Annotated in this window: 11 protein-coding genes; 2 read left to right on the top strand and 9 right to left on the bottom strand. The window is 51.6% G+C overall.

Annotated elements, in window-relative coordinates:
* Nucleotides 1–130 precede the first annotated feature (130 nt).
* Nucleotides 131–607, bottom strand: a complete 477-nt coding sequence (greA, locus tag MKX75_RS28265; RefSeq protein ID WP_076332078.1) for a transcription elongation factor GreA — start codon at nucleotides 605–607, stop codon at nucleotides 131–133.
* Nucleotides 608–894: 287 nt separating this feature from the next.
* On the opposite strand from greA, the gene MKX75_RS28270 reads away from it, so the two are divergent.
* Both MKX75_RS28270 and MKX75_RS28275 read left to right on the top strand, forming a co-directional pair.
* A complete protein-coding gene (locus tag MKX75_RS28270) occupies nucleotides 895–1,767 on the top strand; it encodes an arylamine N-acetyltransferase (protein ID WP_339167714.1) in 873 nt (290 codons plus the stop codon).
* Between the two features lie 159 nt (nucleotides 1,768–1,926).
* The gene (locus MKX75_RS28275; RefSeq protein WP_339167716.1) at nucleotides 1,927–2,613 is read left to right on the top strand and encodes a 4'-phosphopantetheinyl transferase superfamily protein; all 687 of its coding nucleotides are present in this window, start codon (nucleotides 1,927–1,929) and stop codon (nucleotides 2,611–2,613) included.
* 149 nt (nucleotides 2,614–2,762) lie between these two features.
* Here the strand turns inward: MKX75_RS28275 and MKX75_RS28280 are convergent, their stop codons facing one another.
* From MKX75_RS28280 to MKX75_RS28315, 8 genes are all read right to left on the bottom strand, one after another.
* A complete protein-coding gene (locus MKX75_RS28280) occupies nucleotides 2,763–4,244 on the bottom strand; it encodes an MDR family MFS transporter (RefSeq protein WP_339167717.1) in 1,482 nt (493 codons plus the stop codon).
* On the bottom strand, nucleotides 4,241–4,477 hold the full coding sequence (locus MKX75_RS28285) for an MbtH family protein (RefSeq protein ID WP_062836669.1): 237 nt from the start codon (nucleotides 4,475–4,477) through the stop codon (nucleotides 4,241–4,243). Before MKX75_RS28285 ends, MKX75_RS28280 begins: the two co-directional genes overlap by 4 nt.
* Nucleotides 4,478–4,489: 12 nt before the next feature.
* Entirely contained in the window at nucleotides 4,490–11,716 is a 7,227-nt protein-coding gene (locus MKX75_RS28290) for an amino acid adenylation domain-containing protein (protein WP_339167718.1), read from the bottom strand.
* A gap of 14 nt (nucleotides 11,717–11,730) precedes the next feature.
* Nucleotides 11,731–12,729, bottom strand: a complete 999-nt coding sequence (locus MKX75_RS28295; RefSeq protein WP_339167719.1) for an isochorismatase family protein — start codon at nucleotides 12,727–12,729, stop codon at nucleotides 11,731–11,733.
* A 298-nt stretch (nucleotides 12,730–13,027) separates the two neighbouring features.
* On the bottom strand, nucleotides 13,028–14,644 hold the full coding sequence (locus MKX75_RS28300) for a (2,3-dihydroxybenzoyl)adenylate synthase (protein WP_339167720.1): 1,617 nt from the start codon (nucleotides 14,642–14,644) through the stop codon (nucleotides 13,028–13,030).
* 3 nt (nucleotides 14,645–14,647) lie between these two features.
* Entirely contained in the window at nucleotides 14,648–15,991 is a 1,344-nt protein-coding gene (gene dhbC, locus MKX75_RS28305; RefSeq protein WP_339167721.1) for an isochorismate synthase DhbC, read from the bottom strand.
* Nucleotides 15,992–16,017: 26 nt separating this feature from the next.
* A complete protein-coding gene (locus tag MKX75_RS28310) occupies nucleotides 16,018–16,803 on the bottom strand; it encodes a 2,3-dihydro-2,3-dihydroxybenzoate dehydrogenase (protein ID WP_339167722.1) in 786 nt (261 codons plus the stop codon).
* A gap of 189 nt (nucleotides 16,804–16,992) precedes the next feature.
* Entirely contained in the window at nucleotides 16,993–17,853 is an 861-nt protein-coding gene (locus MKX75_RS28315) for an alpha/beta hydrolase (protein WP_339167723.1), read from the bottom strand.
* Nucleotides 17,854–18,280 lie beyond the last annotated feature (427 nt).

Below are 18,280 nucleotides of genomic sequence, written 5' to 3' on the forward strand. Positions count from 1 at the left end.
TGATAAAGTGCAGATGTCCAACCGTATGAAGTTAAAATGACATAAACCATCCCAAAATTTAAGCTCAATACCATTAAAAAGAGGTGTCCCCTCAGCCACTTTCATGACTTCGGAGCACCTCGTTCTCTTATTACACTTTAATTTGAAGCAACTCATATTTGATAACGCCCATCGGAGCATTTACATGAATGACGCTGCCTACTTCTTTGCCCATCAATTCCTTGCCCAGCGGGCTCTCGTACGAAATTTTATTATCCGCAACATCGGCCTCGGCAGGACCAACCAATTTATATTCAATCTTCTCAGCGAATTCGATATCATTGAGCAATACAGTGGAACCTACACCCACTTTGGTAGCATCCATGTTCTCGGATGTGATGACTTTGGCGTTTTTCAGCATCTTCTCCACGATCAGAATCCGGGTCTCCATAAAGGCCTGATCATCTTTGGCTGAATGATACTCACTATTTTCCTTCAGGTCACCGTAACTGATCGCGAGTTTCAGACGCTCAGCCAGTTCCTTACGCTTCACTGTCTTCAATTCCCTCAGTTCGTCCTCCAGCTTTTCCAAGCCTTCCTGTGTCAAAATCACTTCTTCATTAGCCATTTTTCCATCTCCTAATCCTGCTATCTATCTATATTCTAACCTATATCCACTCCAAAGGGTTAGCATACCCCAGAAAAAGAAATAGCTCATCCATATATTGTATTTCATTGACATCAATACCATGTTTATCTCTTGAGATGATTTTCAAAGCTGCACTCATAATTGTACCGTTACAATCTACTCAACTGATGATGTTGTTTTCGTCCGTTCACTTTTACAATGAACTCAGGGCAGCAGAAGTTTATAACCATTGCGTGCGGCCCACTATATGACATGAGGTGATCTAGATGAATGAACTTTTGAATCCATCTGAAATACAGGCCTATCTGAAACGGATCGGCATTGATGATATAAAGAAACCTACACTGGAATTCTTAGTTGAACTCCAACGAGCACATGTGCACTATCTATCCTGGCAAACGGTCGATATTTTTGCAGGTCGTCCTGCGGGAATCGGTCTTCAAGAGTCGATCCAACTTATATTACAGGGCCGCAGCGGCTACTGCTTTCATCTAAATGGTGCATTTAGTGTTCTTCTCCGCTCTCTCGGTTACACAGTTAACTGGCATAGCGGCGGAGTGCAGCCCCATGGAGAACAACCACGGGTGAACTCGTTCCACCTCGGTCTGTCTATCCTTTTACCGGATGCTGACCCGACAGTTGAGCGCTGGATTGTGGATGTAGGCCTAGGCGGAATGCCCTTCAAACCTCTGCCACTTCGTTATGGAACCTATGGTTCAGCACCATTTACGTATCAATTGATGCCATCACCTGTTGCTGCTGGGGGATGGCGGCTTGAATACGAGCCGAATGGGCCAAGTGAAGGTGTGGACTATGCTCCTGAAGCAATCACCAGTCTGGAAGAGTTCATTCCAAAGCATGAATTCTACAGTCGGGCGGTCGAATCACCTTGGCATAACGTATTTTTGCTTCGTCAGCGGGATGAGAATCGCAGTCATGAATTACGTGGATGCATGCTCCGAACACATGATATCGAAGGAATCCGAAAAACAGAGATCCAATCCTACCACGAATGGCGTGACGTATTAACTGAAGTATTCCATGAACCGTTGGTGAATTACAGTGAACTGGAATGTCAAGACATGTGGGAGCGAGTACAGGCTGCTCATACGGAATGGAAACGAGCACAAGAAGCATGATGATGAAGAGGCATAATCTGAACCCTTAGCATAAAAAGCAAGATAGCCTACTTGCTTATCAGGGGCATCCGTATAGTGATGATTTAGGAGGAAGTTGAGGGGTGCGTTCCACATAAAGGAAAGTTATTGATGCTCGCCGAATATGTCCACAGGTGATAAATGATGATAACTATTCGTGTGCTCCAAGTTCCAGAAGTATTGCCCGAGGCGTACTGGAACCACTTTCTGTCGCAAGTTTCTGCCGAGCGACGTGCTCAGGCTTCACGTTTTATGCGTCAGGCTGACGCGTATCGCTCCGTACTGGGAGAGATATTGACTCGTGTGACTTTGAGCAAGTTAACTGGCCTGAGACCTGCTGAGCTTTCTTTTACCCGTAATTCCTACGGCAAACCTTCACTCAGTCAACATTCGGATGTACAATTCAACGTCTCCCATTCTGGCGATTGGATTGCTCTGATCTCTGGCGGTACAGATGAACTCGGCGTGGATGTTGAAAAAATAGCACCCATCGACATGCAGATTGCAGAGCGTTTCTTCTCTCCAGGGGAAAGCCAGTTCCTGGCTGCAAAGCCCGCCGAGATGCAGCAGGAAACCTTCTACCGTCTATGGACGCTGAAGGAAAGCTATATCAAGGCAGTCGGTATGGGCCTGTCCATGCCACTGGACTCCTTCGCCATCCTTCCCGATGAGGGAGGAGGTTGGCATTGCGAGCAGGCTGGGGCACATCGTTTTCACAGTCAGCGACTGGATGATGGACATTTGCTTGCGGCATGTTCAGCTGGGGGAGAGCTTCCGAGCAAGCCGGAAATGGTAACCTTGGAGGATCTGTATACGGAGTTGGTGTAGTTAACCAACTACCTAACCGATCAAAAATAAGAGCGAGTCAATCCGGCGACAAATTTGCCCTTATCCGGTATGACTCGCTCTTATTATATCGAAACCCTTCCAGGTAGCCTCGGCTACTTGACTTTCATTTCTTTCTTCACAACATAATCCTATCCTTCTTGCTTTACCACCGATTCTGAACCCACCGTAGACGAACGTTTCAACTTCCCAAACAATCCTCCAGCCGGGGTCTTCCGTATCGTGGCTGCTGCGTCCGCATCACGGATTTTCAGGGCAAACCACAGCCCGATGAGCAAAAATGCAGCTGCCCCCAGCAAAGCCAAACGGTACGCCAGCATATTCGGCTCCATCGTGCCTGTCGCAGTCACCGATGTTGTACCCACACCTGCCAACACAGCAGAGAGTAAAGCCATGCCGATGGCTGATCCCAGACGATTTTGCACCGTGAACCAGGTGGAAGCTCGTCCCATGGATGCAGGCGGAATCTGGGCGAAGGCAGCAATCTGCACTGCTCCTACCGTCTGCCCCAGGAAAATTCCTACGCCGAATAATAATGAACGGATGAACCATGGATTCGTATCCACTGTGATCTGACTAAGCGTAATGAAGATAACTGCCGTACAGATCAAGCCCATCGATATCAGCTTCCGCGGGCCCAGCCGCGGATAAGTCCACGGGACAAGCTGAGAGGCGATCATCAGTCCTATCGCTTCCGGGAATGTCGTTAGCCCGGTTTCCAGCGCAGAGGCCTGTAGTACATTTTGGTACATTAACGGAAACACATACAGCATACCCAACAGCCCTGCTGCTCCACATACGGATACCAAGCCTGTATAGCGGAACAGGCGGTGCTTCAGCAAACGCAGATCAAGCAACGGCTGCTTCGCGCGCAGCTCCACCACGACGAGCAACGTCAGAAGCAGAACGCCTGCAAAGCCCGCTCCCATAATAAGTGGTGACGTCCATCCCCGCAGCGGTCCCTGACTGAGCGCATACATCGTCAGTGCGAGTCCTGGGGCAGATAATAGCCAACCTGGCAGATCCAGTCGACCTGCTCCCTGTTCTCTGTGCTCCTTCAGATACAGCATGCCGAAGATCACGCCTGGAATACCGACGGGCAGATTCACATAGAAAATCCAGCGCCACGACAGCTGATCCACAATCAATCCGCTCACAATTGGCCCGAGAGCCGGAGCAAGGGCGATGGGCAGCACCAACATGCGAGATACCTTGGCCCGTTCCTGCGGAGGAAAGGTCCGAAACAGCATCGCCATCCCTACAGGTGTAAGCAGACCACCCCCTGCCCCCTGCAAAATACGGAAAAATGTCAATGTGCCTAGATGATCAGCCGTTGCACAAAGTGCAGAGGACACTGTAAACAGTGTCAGCGCCGACAGGAAAACCCGTTTCGTGCCCCATCGATCACCAAGCCATCCGGCGACAGGCAGAAATACAGCCAAACTCACCAAATACCCCACATTCAAGGTACCCGCAGCAGCCGGAGGAACCCCCAGTTCTTCACTAATGGTTCGTAGCGCTACGTTTAAGACCGTTGCATCCATGGCAACCATAAACATCGCCAGAACATACACAATGCTCACAATTGCCTTTGGATTCAGACGAAACCTCATCTGCCAACCTCATGAATCATGCCCGGCATCCCCGTTTCATCACAGAGACTTAGCGGTTTAAGATCGGTCCACTGCTCCGCAATGTAATCCAGACATACACGTCGTTTGGCCTTCCCCAACATCTGGGTCCAACCTGCCGGTACCGGAATGGATGCAGGCCACAGCGAATACTGTCCTTCATCATTCATTAACACCAGATAATTGCTGTCTTCATATTCAAAAGGGTTGCTCATCAGCTTATCCTCCTATTTGTGTTGAATGTTGCGCTTCTTGTTCAGCATCTCCAGCCGGACGGAAAGGGTAAGGCAGATTTCCTCCAATGGACCCGGCTGACAAAGGTCTTTGTGACGACAAGCAATATCATGACGTTCCAATTGCCCTCCGATGAATGCATTCCACATCTCCGGTTCGATCGGATCGAACCAGTCGGGAATAATAGTGGATCGGAAGAAGATCAGGTCACCTTCGAATCGGGATGGCGTGTACGCCCCCAAGATCCGGACGGAATTTTCATAGGTTTTCCGCAGCTTCATGATCGTCTCTTCATCCAAACTTGCCAACGCACTGCCTTCGCTACGAAGGATACGCATCGCTGTTGCCATATCCAGCGGCCCATCCCCAATACTGTCCGGATCATATCCACCGAGTGCAAGCAATGCCGTTAACGCTTCTTCCTCATCCGGTTCGCCGCGAATAGGCAGATAATGACTCGGATATGCATCCAGCATAGCGAGAAACTCTACTTCCTCCCCTTCGGACTGAAGCTGCACGGCCATAGCCTGAGCCACGTTGCCGCCCAGTGACCAGCCGAGCAAACGATACGGGCCTTCGGGCTGCACAGACCGGATGTGACGGATGTAATCCGCCGTCATATCCTCCAGTGTCGAAGGAAGTACCTCGTACTCCGCGATGCCCCTCGCCTGCAATCCGTACAGCGGATACTCCATGCCCAGGTGTTTCATCAACCCGGCATAACACCAACTAAGTCCTCCGGCCGGATGCACACAGAATACGGGCAGATGCTGACCATGTGTCCGGAGCGGTAACAACACTTGCAGTGAGCTTTTCCCGGAATCTGCACCCATCTCCAATCGCTCGGCCAGTCCAGCCACCGTAGCAGTTTCGAACAAAATGCCGATGCCCGGCTCCTTGCCCATTGCTTCACGAATTCGACTCATCAGGCGCACCGCAAGCAGCGAATGACCGCCAAGTTCGAAGAAGCTGTCATCAATACTCACACTCCGCAATCCCAATACTTCGGCAAACAGATCACAGAGAATCTGCTCCTGCGGATTGCGCGGTGCTCGGCCATCAGCCGATAATTGCATCTCTGGTGCAGGCAATGCCTTGCGATCCAGCTTGCCATTTGGCGTAAGTGGCAGGATCTCCATCACAACAACCGCAGATGGAACCATATAATCCGGAAGGCTCGCTCCCGCATGTCGGCGTAACGAAGCCGTTTCCAGTGCTGCTTCACTGTCCGGTACAGGAACAATATAAGCGACAAGACGCTTATCCCCTGGCTGGTCTTCACGAACAATAACAGCAGCCTGAGCCACACCCGAATGTTTTGCCAATACAGCCTCAATCTCGCCAAGCTCAATGCGGAACCCGCGGATTTTCACCTGCTGGTCGGCTCGTCCCAGATAATCAAGCGAACCATCGTGCAGGCGCTTGGCCAAGTCCCCTGTACGGTACATTCGTGTACCCGGTGCACCATATGGGTCGGCGACGAATCGCTCTGCCGTGAGATCCGGCCTTCCCCAATAGCCACGAGCCAGACCGGCTCCCGCCACATACATCTCTCCAGTTACACCTGTCGGCACAGGCTTCAGATGATCATCCAGCACATAGACGCGCAGATCTGGAATAGGGCATCCAATCCAACTGCTTGCGCCCTCCGCAGCGCTGCCTGCGTGAAGTTCTTTGTAGCTGACATGGACCGTTGTTTCCGTAATACCATACATATTGATGAGTCTTGGGGCGTCATCCCCATGGCGTTCATACCAGTCATCCAAACGTCCCAGCTCCAGTGCCTCACCTCCAAAGATCACATAGCGGAGCGCAAGTTGCTGTCCCCAGACCGGATTTTCCCTGTCGGCCTGCATCAGTTGGTAGAACGCAGATGGTGTCTGATTCAGTACGGTTACTTTTTGCTCGGCGAGCAGTTGCAGGAACGCACCAGGTGATCGGCTAATCTCATGGGGAACAACAACCAAACTGCCTCCATACAGGAGAGGGCCCCAGATTTCCCACACGGAGAAGTCAAACGCATAGGAATGGAACAACGTCCACACATCGCTCTCGTCAAAATGGAACCAGTGCTGCGTTGCATCCAATAACCGGATGACATTTGCATGCGGAATCACGACACCTTTGGGTTTCCCTGTTGAACCCGAGGTATAGATCATATAAGCCGGACTCAGCGGAGTTACCCGTCCGTTCCGTTCATGGTCTGCCGGGTTTCGCTCATCCATGGATTCCAATTGCCGCAAGGTATGCAGATCGTCCAAGTTAATACATTTAATGTTCTCAACTTGCGGTAGCAGGGCATACACCTCTGTACTTGTAATCATCACTTTCGGCGCCGCGTCCGTGAGCATATGCGTTAAACGGTCTGCCGGATAGTGCGGGTCCAGTGGCAGATAGGCAGCACCCGTTTTGAGTACAGCAAGAATGGCTACGACCATCTCTACCGAACGAGGTAAGGCTAATGCCACCATCTGTTCCGGCCCGGCACCTTCTGCCATCAATAGTCTCGCCAGTCGATTAGCCCGTACATTCAGCTCCCTGTAAGTCACACGGATATCCTCGCAATGGAGGGCTACCGAACCCGCGTAAGCGGCTGCCTGCACTTCAAAACGCTCGGCAATGGTCAGCTGCGGACCTTCCTCCGGTGTAGATGTCCACTCCTTTTCAAGCTGGGCATGCTCTGACGGTGTAACCAGATCAAATCTGCTGATGCGTTCGTCCATCTGCTGTACAGCATCCTCAAGCACCTGCATCAACCGAACCAACAGTTCTCCGGCAGTCGATTTACGGTAGAGGTCTGCACTATACTCCAGTACACCTTCAATACCAGCTGGAAGGCCGTTCTGCTCCCGTTTCTCCGTCAGTTCAAGCGTAAGGTCGAATTTGGATGAACCTACACTGTGGATGCGAGTCTCTGCTTCAACCCCTGGCAGGTCAAGACGAACATCTGGCGTATTTTGCAGCACCAGCATCACCTGAAAGAGCGGATGTTTGGAACGCGATCGAGGCGGATTCAGCACTTCGACCAGCCGTTCAAACGGTAAATCCTGATGTTCATAAGCAGCAAGATCGGCTTCACGCACGCGGGCCAATAGCTCTCGGAAGGTCGGATCGCCCGAAGTGTCCGTACGCAGGACAAGCGTATTGATGAACATCCCCACGACATCATCCAGCGCATCGTCACTCCGTCCGGCAATCGGTGTGCCTATCGCAATATCCGTGCCTGCACCCATTCGAGTAAGCAGCACGGCTAACGCTGAATGCAGAAGCATAAACAGACTGACTTTATGCTCACGGGCAACTGTCGCAAGCTGCTCATGCAGACGTTGATTGATCGTAAATGGCACCGTCCCGCCTCGGTAACTGGACACCACTGGACGGGCATAGTCTGCCGGGAATGTGACTTGTTCTGGCAAGCCTGCGAGCCTGTCAGACCAGAACGCTAACTGCCTCGCGATCAGACTGTCCTGCCGCTTCTCATCCCCCAGCAGGCTCTCCTGCCACACTGCATAATCTGCATACTGAATGCGTAGCGGCTCCCAAGCCGGGGCAGCTCCACCCTGCCGAGCTGTATAAGCCTCCGACAAGTCCCGGATAAGCCGTGATAAGGACCAACCATCCCCTGCAATGTGGTGAATCAGCACCAGCAATGTATGTTCGTCCGCATCCGTATGGAACAATTCCGCACGTATGCCCGGCTCGGTACTAAGCTCGAAGCTGTAACGTGACGCTTCTGCCAGCAGCTCGGGCAGCTTCTCAGCCGGAGCCCGGGTGAGCTTCATATTCACTGTTACATCTGCTGCACGGAGGATATGCTGACTCGCCGAACCCAGATCTGGCGGGTACAATGTGCGAAGTGCCTCGTGACGGGCAACAATATCCTCCAGAGCGTTTCGGAGAGCGTCCACATCCAGCTTCCCGGTCAACCGGGCAACCAACGGAATATTGTAGGTGGGATTAGCACCCTCCAGGCAATAGAGAAACCATAACCGTCGCTGGGCAAAGGAAAGCGGAATCTCACCCGTACGCAGAACAGGCTGAATAACGGGTCTGACGGACTTCGCCTGATCCAGCTTCCGGGCAAGCCCTGCCGCTGTCGGTGATTCAAACACACTGCCGATGTTCAGTTCTGCCCCGAATACATCACGTACTCGGGCTGTAATTCGCCCAGCCAGAAGGGAATGTCCACCCAGTTCGAAGAAATCATCATCAATGCCTACCCGAGCCACACCCAGAATCTCAGCAAACAGGCTGCAAAGGATTTCCTCCTGCGGTGTACGTGCCTCCCTGCCGTTTGCATTAGATGCCAAAGCAGGCACAGGAAGCCGTCTGCGGTCGATTTTTTTGTTCGGTGTCAGCGGCATCTCTGGAAGTAGCATAAAGGCAGAGGGCACCATATAATCCGGTAACGCATCAGCTACGTGTGCTCTGATATCAGCCAGATCCATGTCAGCTTGATGATCTTCCGCATCAGCCACGATATATGCCGCTAACCGCTGGTTCCCAGGTTGGTCTTCACGTGCCATGACCGTAACCTGTGTTACACCCGGATATTTGGAGATTACCGACTCAATCTCCCCCAGTTCAATGCGGAAGCCCCTGATTTTGATCTGATGATCTGCCCGTCCCAAATAATCGATGGAACCGTCCGGCAACCATTTGGCCAAGTCTCCTGTCCGGTACATTCGACTGCCCGGTTGTCCGAAGGGACTCGCAACAAAACGTTCTGCGGTCAGATCAGGTCTGCCCAAATATCCCCGTGCAAGTCCCTCTCCTGCGATATACAGTTCCCCTGCTACACCCAGAGGTACAGGTTGCATGCTCTCATCCAGCACATAGAGCTGTGTGTTACGAACCGGACCACCAATGGATGGTTTGCCTGTATGTTCTTTCCCCAGCGATGCAGCTGTAGAATAGATGGTTGTCTCCGTAGGTCCGTATTGGTTATTGACCAGACAGCCCAACGCCTCCAGCGAAAGCTTCAGTTCCTCGGATAAGGCCTCTCCTCCCGTAATCACCGTTAACCCATCGAACCTTCCCGGACGGCTCGTCACCAGAGACTGCCATAACGTTGGCGTAGCCTGCATGATCGTTGTCTCTTGCTCTCTCATTTTCCCGGCCAGTGCTACCGGATCAAGAATCGTGTCCTTTTGCGCGATATCCAGTCTTGCTCCAGTCGTCAGTGGCAGGAAGATTTCCAGTACGGAGATGTCAAAAGCAATCGTGGTCACCGACAGCCAGTGATCCTGCGGACCGACCTGTAGTCTCGTCTTCATATCTTCAAGCAAGTTGGCTAATCCCAGATGGGTTACAGCTACACCCTTCGGCTTACCGGTAGAACCGGAAGTATAGATCAGATATGCAGGGTTGAGCAGAGAAGCCGTCCCTGACAGATCTTCACCTTCGGGATTGCTTCCCGACTGACTGTTCACTGCCTGTATCCTATCCGGTTCATCCATGACCAGAATCGGTACACTGGACGTCTGCGGAATGTGAGAGAAGTTGTTCATTACTGTAACCACACAAGCAGGCTTGGCATCCTCCAGCATGTAGATCAAGCGCTCTTCGGGATAATCCGGATCAAGCGGCAGATAGGCTGCTCCTGTTTTGTGAGCAGCTACAATCGCGATGACCACGTCCAGTGAACGAGGCATCGCAATGCCAACCACCTGCTCCGGTCCTGCTCCGTAAGCCTGTATCAGTTCATGTGCCAGTTGATTCGCACGTTCGTTCAGCTCTGCGTAGGTCAGCGATGTCCCTTCGAATGTCACTGCGGTTGCAAGAGGTGTACGCCGAACCTGCTGTTCAAATAGCGCTGCCGAATTCCACTCAGCGATGGCATGATGCGTCTGATTCCATCCTTCCAGCACTTGTTTGCGTTCGGCAGGAAGCAGGATGTCTATCTGTCCAACCGATATGTCTTCTGTCCCTTCTGACATCAGGCATTGCAGGATTTGCACATAGCGAAGCTGATGATCACGCAATTCCGAGTCCACATAGATTGAAGGGTTCGCATCAAAAGCAATACTCAGTCCATGACCATGTCCCTGGTCCACAATATGAATCGACAGATCATCCACTGGACCCGTGGACAGATTATGGATCATGCCGCGTGCGCCCGCAAAATTCAACTCATGATGGAAGGGCATCACATTGATCATCGGTCCAAACAGACGCCGATTCTCTCCCAAGAGCTTGAGATCACGCCTTAGATCCTGATGCCGATATCGCTGGTGTTTGCGTACGGCCCGAATCTCCTTCACGATCTGTCCCATCAAATCAGATAGATTCATCTGCGAATCTAGGTACAGGCGGAGCGGAAGCACATTCATGACCATGCCTGGAACACGCAGCGATGCTGAACCCAATCGGCACATCACGGGCAAGGCCAGAACAACATCGGCTGCCCCTGTCATCCGGTGCACATAGATTGCTGTTGCCGCTACACACAGATCCGGCCAAGTCGCACCGAATCTATTCGCTGCTGCTTGCAATTGCTCCCGCTGTGACGGCGTGAGCACCGCACTCTGCCGCAGGAACTCGGTTGATGTACGCGGAGCACGTTCACCCAGACTGACCACATCCGGTGCATCCGCGAATCGGTCGATCCAGAACTGTTGATCTTGCTCTAGGTTGGTGGAGGATGAGTAGACCTCATCTTCTTCGAGAACGGAAGTCAGTGATCCAAATGCTGCCGTACCCTGTGCCTGTGCTGCGCCCTCTCCCTGAATACTTGCAGAGTACAAACTGGCAACCCTGCGTGTGATCAGGGATACGCCGTACCCATCAATCGCAATATGGTGAATGCGTTGGTACCAGTAATACTGATCCTCACTCACCCGAAATAGAGCTTCTGTGAAGAGTGGACCCATTGCCAGATCAACAGGCCGTGCCAGATCTTGCTTCATCCAGTCGAGCGCAGCCGTATGAGGATCAGCCTGATCACGTACATCCATGACATGGAATGTCCAATCATTCATGTTGGTGCGCAGAGATTGCCACGGGCCTTGCTCATTTTCGCCATACACCATATTCAGCGATTCAGCCTCCATCACGGTCTGACGCACACTTTCTTCAAATCGTCCCGTATGGATCTGACCGTCGATAACCACATACTCGGCCGTGTTGTACATCGGGTTGTCCGGATTCAACTGTTGGGCATACCAGATGCCAGACTGTGCAGAAGACAAAGGCCAAGCTGTGTTCCGACGATGCGACATCTGCACCGCCCCGCTCAAAAGTAGTCTCCGTTCGGCAGTACTTTCGGTTGGGCATTATCCAGAAGTCCTGCCCAAGCTGCCAATGTAGGCTGCTCCGCCAGATCAACAAAGGTAACCTCTGCGCCTTCCGCGCGAAAACGTTCAGCCAGACTCATCATGCGAATCGAATCCATTCCCCAGTTCTGAATCAGATCATCATGCTCCCCAATTGAATCGGGCTGCTCCTGTAGCAGATCGGCAATCTGAGCCCGTAATGTTGCGAGTCTTGCCTGATCAACGCCTTCTTGTCCTTCCACGACATACCCAGTCTCCACGGTGGATGCCGATTGCTGCTGCACCTCGGATGTAGCTGTACCTCCAGTTCTGGTTGCGGCTGACGCATTCAGCAACGCAATCGAACGTTCGGTCGATAGTGTTACCGCACATCGTTCTGCCGCGTACGTCAGCGCCATGCGATGTTTTTCCTCCGAAAAATCTGCAACCGCATCGGCAACCAGAAACGCCTGAATGTCTCGCATAAATGCCTCACTTGACGTCATCAGACATCCGATATGCGCATATATGCCGCAGACAATCAATTGGTCCCGGCCCTGCCGCTCCATCAGTTCAAGCAATTCCGTCTTCTGGAAGGCGCTGTAGCGCCATTTAGTCATGAAGGTGTCCTGTGGAGCGGGTGCGAGCGATTCAACAATTTCTTTTTGCACAGGCCCACCATCGATCCCCGCTCCCCAGAAATCCAACTGTAATCCGCGCTGCTCCGGTGTCTGTCCGCCCGGTTGTGCCGAGTAGACCACGGGAATCCCAAGCTCATGACACGTTGAACGAAGTTGTGCAATATGATCAATCAGTTCCACCACCGGGGATGCTCCCGCCGTAAATGCATTCATAAAATAGTTCTGCATATCGTGGATCAAGAGTACTGCACGCTTCGCATCCGGTGTCCAGGCTACCTTGTTGACCGGAAGCTCCGACGCTACAGGCATTGCATATGGTTGAATCACTGGAAGTGCCATGAATATCCCTCTTTTCAGCTTTATTTATCAGATCATGTTCAGCCATATCAGTTGAACTAAAGAATGTTTACACTTGCCACTCCGATGACAGAATAACCTTCCGATCGCTGTTATCCCCAGATTTTTTGATTCAATTTTACAAGGGTGAAAATCCGGTGATAGCGTATGCTTCCGATGTAGCTTTCTTGCAGAAATTTTTTGGGCGCACACTTCGCTTCTTCAGGTTATTTCTGCCTCTACGTTCTTGTGTAAATGGTTAGTTCAACTGATAAAATGTAACGTTATCTGTTAGTAATTCTTATTTAGATGCCGGTTGCTCGATGGTCAACATCTCCCGTAGTGCTTTTTTGCTGACTTTGCCCACTTGTGTCTTCGGAAAAGCATCTACCAACTCAATCCGATCCGGGATTTTATAACTGGCCAGGCCCCGATTACGTAGAAATGATTTGATCTCGGCTACCGCCAGAGCTTCACCGCTTGGCACGATAAAGGCGCAAGAGCGCTCGCCCAGATACTCATCCGGCATGGAGACCAAAGCTGCATCATGCACACCAGGATGGGCCAGCAAATGATTTTCCACTTCCTCGGCAGCCACTTTATCCCCGCCACGGTTAATCTGATCCTTCGCCCGTCCTTCGACAACGAGATATCCGTCAGCCGTCAGACTCGCAATATCGCCTGTGCGATAGAAACCGTCCGTAGTAAACGATCTGGCGTTATGTTCCTCGGCTTTGTAATAACCACGAATGGTATAGGGCCCGCGTGTCAGCAGGTGTCCGGCTTGTCCCTGCTCCACCTCAACGTCTTCGTCATCCACAATCCGCACCTCGTCATAGGGAGACATCGGTTTCCCTTGTGTATGGGTAATGACATGCTCGGAATCGTTGAGACGTGTGTAGTTCACCAACCCTTCGGCCATGCCAAACACCTGCTGTAATGTACAGCCAAGAACCGGTTTGACGCGTGCCGCCACCTCTGCACTGAATTTGGCTCCCCCCACTTGAAGCACCTGGAGCGACGGAAGTTTTGTTCCTCGGGCAGCCGCTGCGTTGAGCCAGACGAGAGCCAGCGGCGGCACCAACGCCGTGATCGTTACCTGATGGCGCATAATCAGCGGAAAGGCTTCATCCGGGCTCGATCCCCGTGACAGCACAATCGTGCCACCTGCGTACAACGTGCCCAGAATGCCAGGTGAGCTCATTGGATAGTTATGTGCTACAGGTAGTGCAGCCAGATAGACGCTTTCGGGACTGAGACCACACACCTCAACACTTCTTCGCAAGCTGTAAATGTAGTCATCATGAGTACGTGGGATCATCTTGGACAACCCGGTACTTCCGCCCGACAACTGTAGAAAAGCAACATCTGAAGACGTCGGTTCATCCGGCAGTGTGATAGGCTCTGCATAGACATCTTCCAATGCTGTAAACCGCCCGGCCTCTCCCGCCACGAAAATATGACGAAGTCCCGGAACCTCTGCCTGTACCTCCTCTGCCAACGTGCGATAATCAAATCCTCCATCCTGATCCGGAATCAGATATGCTACGGCCTCGGAGAACCGAGCGAAATATGTGATTTCGCTCTTTCGATGCAAGGGAAGAGCGAATACAGGCAGCGCACCGATGCGGAATAAAGCAAAACACGCTTCAACAAACGCTATAATATTGGGCAGCTGAATAATAACCCGGTCATGCTGCCGTATGCCTTTGGCATATAAACCAGAAGCCAATCGATCCACCCGGTCATCCAGTTCTGCATAAGTGAGCTGTTGTTCACCGCTAATAACGGCTACCCGATTGCCATATAGATCAGCTCGCTGGCGAAGCATTTCCCCAAACGTAATCCCTTCCCAGCAACCCTCCTGCCGATAACGCTCTGCAACTTCCTCAGGCCAAGCCTGATATCCTGACAGCATTGCTCATTCCTCCTTCTGACTGGACACCGTCGAATCCAAACCCATCGCGAGCAGCATCGTTCTGAACTTGGCAGCCGTCTCTGCCAGCTCAGCTTCTGCCGTAGAACCTGCTACAATGCCCGCTCCAGCGAACAATTTCACAGCTGTGCCTTCCACTTCAGCACATCGGATTGTTACGGCCCACTCGCCGTCGCCCTCACTGTCGCACCAGCCCACCATTCCCGTAAATAATCCCCGGTCGAACGGCTCCTGTTGCTTAATCGCTGCCCGCGCAGCCTGTACGGGTGTTCCACAGATGGCGGGTGTGGGATGAAGAGCCAAAGCGAGCTCCAGTGACGTTGTGGCCGTGTCCGCCAGCTCTCCGTGGATTTCGGTAGATAAATGCCACATTGTGCGCGTCTGAATCAGCGAAGGTTCTGCTGGAATGGATAGTTGGCGGCATAATGGGCGCAGTGCCTCCGCAACTGCCTCAATGACTACGGCATGTTCATGCCGATCCTTGGCTGAAGCCAGCAGCGCCTCTGCACGGCGGCGATCTTCCGCTGGATCATCACTCCGGGCAGCAGAGCCTGCCAGTGGGTTGGCACGTACTTTTAATCCTTTGCGGGTAACTAACAGTTCTGGGCTTGCACCGATGAAGGTGCGACTCGTTTTGTATTCAATTTGTTCGTCCATTTTTAAATGTTTTTTATTCATTGTTAGAGGACTTTTTGACTGAATTATGGTCTTCATTGGCACAGCAAATGTATATCCATGTGTGTTGTCTCTGAACAGATTACGCAGTAATTGATGCGTGTCCACGATGGTCTGTGATGTCACCTCAAGTGTACGGGATAACACGACTTTGTGGAGATCCCCCTGGTTCAGATCAACCAGTACGTTATCTACACTTTGCTCATACACTATCCCCGCAGGTGCCTCAGCGACCTCACAACCTACGGCTGCTGGCAGCTTCTGAATTAATGCTCGTGATTCCGAGGGTAGCGGTTCAGCCCACTGCACCGTCTCTGGTACATATAGCTCAGCAGATTCGTCTAGCGGATCAAACGGGATGGCGCCAACCACCATTGGGTTCCATTGTCCAGCTTGTTTGGCCTTGTCCATAAGCTGTTGAATACCATCTATATAAAGATGTATCTCTTCCTTATGTTTATGTTCAATAAGATCAGCAGAATCGCTGGGATCTGTTAGAATTGCGTGCTCCGCATGTAGCGGAGACCAACGAATCCGTTCTCCTTGCGCGAGCAAGGTATGTTGCGGTGAAGACCAGAAAAAGGACGTCCCCTCCCGATATTGCTCCAGAAGGTGTATGGCGGAAGTGGCAGTAACCGTACCCGCTTTTGACATGATTCATCATCTCCTTATCTCTTGATTCAGGCACCGAGCGTGGCGCCTCCATCCACACACAGATCATGCATCGTAACATGTCTGGCTTGATCCGATACCATGTAGACCACCGCGTCCGCGATATCCTCTGGCAATGCCATCCTGTTGAGCGGAATGCCCAAACGGAAGGTTTGCGGTGAGCCTGCAATGACCGCCTCTGCACCATGCTCATCCTGCCACATAGCCCGCTGCATTGGCGTATCCGTTGAGCCTGGAGAGACAATGTTGCAGCGAATATGCCGATCCGCGTATTCCAGAGCCAGACATTTGGTGAAGATGGTCGAGGCTGCTTTGGAGGCCGCATAGGCAGACATGTGCATTCGCGGAACACCCGCAGCATTCGAACCAACAGTAACTACCGCACCCGTCTGGCGTTCAGCCATATTTCTCACTACCGCACGCGACATATAAAATACACCGTGCGTATTCACGTCAAACGTCCTCGTCCATTCTTCATCTGTCAGCTCACTAACTGCCCCTGTGTGCAGTACACCAGCGGCATTCACCAGAATGCCAATGGGGCCAACGGTCTCTTCGATCCGTTGAACGGTATCCTCAACCGCTTGACGATCGGATATATCAGCAACGTGGGCTGTTGCCTGATGGCCCTGACTGCGCAGATCGGTGACCAGCTGATTCAGCAAAGACTCCTGTCGATCCACCAGAGCAACGATAGCGCCATGCTGTGCAAGCAATCTCGCCACCGCTTCACCGATTCCTTGCGCAGCACCGGTGACCACGGTCACTTTTCCATCGATTCCTGTGTAGCTCACCTCGTTTACCTCCCTTACTGCCTTGTAACTGTGTTCTCCCCTGTTGGAGCGATGTGTTAGCTTGGGGTTGTATCCAGTTGAGTGTGATCATCCGTAAATTCGAAACATAGCTGTCCCTTGGCTACTGCCGCTCACTGATCCCTGATTCATATGACTGTCACCTGCAAAACATCCCTCATTTCATACCTTCTATGACTCCGGACTACAGGCAAAACGCATCGTTCGACTAATCAGAAAAGGCAAGACCGAGACATGGTTCTCTTCTTCGAACTCGGTGTAGGCGATATTCAGCCCAGGCTGCTTTAATGCGGATAAGCGTTCCGTCAGACTTGATGCCTTATCATTGTTACGAGCCGGGTGGGTCTTCTCCTGTTCTCCCATACCAATCCACACCTTGACGTTCACTGGATGCTGCTCCAGCCTTGCGACAAATTTCTGCTCCTCCGCCTGCATGACCTTCTGATTCCAGTGCAGCGAGGGACTGCCCGCGATGTAATATCGAAAAGCCTCTGGCTTCGTGAACAACGCATGGATCACGAACAACCCACCAAGCGAATGACCAAATATAGCCTGTCTGTCCCGATCAATCCGAAATTGCTGCTCCATCTCCGGCTTCAGTTCTTCTTCAATAAACCGCAAGAACTCATCGGCGCCTCCTTGTTCCGGAAGAGGTGTCCCGTCGGATTTTTGGATATATTCCGTTGTGGCCTTTGGAGTAAAGTCATAGTATCGATGAGGGGAAAAGGGGCCCGCGATCGGATACCCAATGCCTACGACAATCGCTGGGACCGCTCCTGTCTTCTCTGGTCTGCGTCCCTGCACACGAACAGCTTCCACCATCGTGCCGAATACGGAATTGGCATCCAGCAGGTAGATTACCGGGTAACCGGACGGGGGCGGAGGTTCGGCAGGCTTGAATACCATGATCTGATAGGCATGGTGGCCTGAACGTGATTTCATGGTCCATTGTTCGGCATGTGGGATCTGAACGGTACTGCGTGCGATATGCTCAAGGTTACCAGGAGCGGTTGGGTTGGGCTGAAACGTCATTACGGATGGGTCCTCCTCGTTGTTCTGCTTATATAAGTTGAATACTGAACTACACATACACTACGCCGTCAGAATAACCTTTCGATCGCTGTTATCTCCAGATTTCCTTCATCCCCCTTTAAAAGGGAGAAATCCGGAGATAGCGTATGCTTCCGGAGTAGCTTTCTTTCAGAAAGCTTTTAGGCACACGCTTCGCTTCTTCAGGTTTTTTCTGACTTCTCCGTTTCTGTGTAGTTCATAAATTCAACTTATATTGGTTATGGTTAATTAAATAAATATTCTGTATATGAGATTGATTCTCATTACCAATTATAAAAGAGTCAATCCGGCTGTCCCATGGACGATATCCAGAAATCATTTTGATTATCTCCATATTTCCATATTTTTGTCATATAATGTTCACCTTCTAATTTTAAAAAAAGCTCCC

The organism is Paenibacillus sp. FSL R5-0341 (assembly GCF_037975235.1).
Lineage (GTDB): Bacteria > Bacillota > Bacilli > Paenibacillales > Paenibacillaceae > Paenibacillus > Paenibacillus amylolyticus_A.

Excerpts from the sequence above, each read along its gene's own strand:
- greA (WP_076332078.1), bottom strand. The coding sequence starts at position 607 with ATGGCTAATGAAGAAGTGATTTTGACACAGGAAGGCTTGGAAAAGCTG.
- MKX75_RS28270 (WP_339167714.1), top strand. The coding sequence starts at position 895 with ATGAATGAACTTTTGAATCCATCTGAAATACAGGCCTATCTGAAACGG.
- MKX75_RS28275 (WP_339167716.1), top strand. The coding sequence starts at position 1,927 with ATGATGATAACTATTCGTGTGCTCCAAGTTCCAGAAGTATTGCCCGAG.
- MKX75_RS28280 (WP_339167717.1), bottom strand. The coding sequence starts at position 4,244 with ATGAGGTTTCGTCTGAATCCAAAGGCAATTGTGAGCATTGTGTATGTT.
- MKX75_RS28285 (WP_062836669.1), bottom strand. The coding sequence starts at position 4,477 with ATGAGCAACCCTTTTGAATATGAAGACAGCAATTATCTGGTGTTAATG.
- MKX75_RS28290 (WP_339167718.1), bottom strand. The coding sequence starts at position 11,716 with ATGTCGCATCGTCGGAACACAGCTTGGCCTTTGTCTTCTGCACAGTCT.
- MKX75_RS28295 (WP_339167719.1), bottom strand. The coding sequence starts at position 12,729 with ATGGCACTTCCAGTGATTCAACCATATGCAATGCCTGTAGCGTCGGAG.
- MKX75_RS28300 (WP_339167720.1), bottom strand. The coding sequence starts at position 14,644 with ATGCTGTCAGGATATCAGGCTTGGCCTGAGGAAGTTGCAGAGCGTTAT.
- dhbC (WP_339167721.1), bottom strand. The coding sequence starts at position 15,991 with ATGTCAAAAGCGGGTACGGTTACTGCCACTTCCGCCATACACCTTCTG.
- MKX75_RS28315 (WP_339167723.1), bottom strand. The coding sequence starts at position 17,853 with ATGACGTTTCAGCCCAACCCAACCGCTCCTGGTAACCTTGAGCATATC.